The sequence below is a fragment of the Vibrio sp. 2134-1 genome, assembly GCF_033339495.1.
This window is the reverse complement of the sequence record NZ_JAWOUS010000182.1, coordinates 1-941: the sequence shown is the minus strand read 5'-3', so window position 1 is coordinate 941 and position 941 is coordinate 1. Positions and strand designations below refer to the sequence as shown.

Annotated in this window: 1 protein-coding gene and 1 pseudogene; one reads left to right on the top strand and one right to left on the bottom strand. The window is 45.6% G+C overall.

The window, feature by feature from the left end; genetic code table 11:
* A pseudogene (locus R7R78_RS24795) lies at window positions 1-100 on the top strand (DNA-binding response regulator); the annotation flags it as partial.
* Window positions 101-110: 10 nt separating this feature from the next.
* Here R7R78_RS24795 and R7R78_RS24790 read toward each other — a convergent pair.
* Window positions 111-941 (bottom strand): LysR family transcriptional regulator (locus tag R7R78_RS24790; protein WP_225474456.1); only part of this gene is annotated, 831 nt, incomplete at its 5' end.

The following is a 941-nucleotide window of genomic DNA, read 5'->3' as shown; positions in this document are numbered from 1 at the left end:
TACCTACAAAACACGTATCTTGAAGAAGTACCACGCAGACTCATTGATTGAGCTGCTGCATACTATCCCTCAGTCAGAAAACATTCAGTTTTGCCGCTAAGCACTGAGAATTAAGCACTCATGTATTTTGCAATAGCGCCAGTTAACAGCTGGTGCATTGCATCATGCCGGTGACTTTGCTTCATTTGCACCACAATCTTGGGCCAACCATTCGGGTAGTAAGATTCCGGTACTCGTATAAAGTTGTACCCTTCTATTGGCGCTTGATACTCAAGCAACACCGTTGCCGCACTCTTTTTCTTAATTAGCTTCAACACGCTGCTGACATTATCTAACGCTGCAATTCGGTTAATCACCATACCGTGACTCTCCATTGCGCGCTTGGCAAGCTGCTCTTTCTCTTTCCAGCCGATGATTTCTAACATGATGAATGGTAATTGTGCAGCTTCTTCAAGAGTTGTAATCCCCAACTCTTCCGGAACCACAACCACTGCGGGTGCATAACCAATGAATTTCTGATGGACAGATTTCGGTAAGTCATCGTTAAAGTAATGAAGCTGCGCATCCACCTTGCCTAAGATGATCTCTTCAACCGTGTACTCAGTAATGGTGGCCACTGAAATGTGTGCTTTAGGGAACAGCTCCATCAAATCCATTGCGAGCAAGTGACCAAATGAGTATTGAGCGGTTTGCGGTAAACAGACTGTGATGTCTTTTTCGTAGTTTTCTGGCTCAAACTCACCACTGATTAAGCAGGTTTCAAGCTTTTCCAACGCGTCGGCAATTTTGGGCAGTTGACGCTTTAAATAGTCCGTCGGCTCCATGTGGTGAGGATGTCGGATAAACAGCTCATCGTTAAGCTGAAGTCGGAATCGGGCAAGGTATTTACTGATGGACGCTTCACTTTTCCCCATCGCTTTTGCAACGGGCTTGAGTTGGCG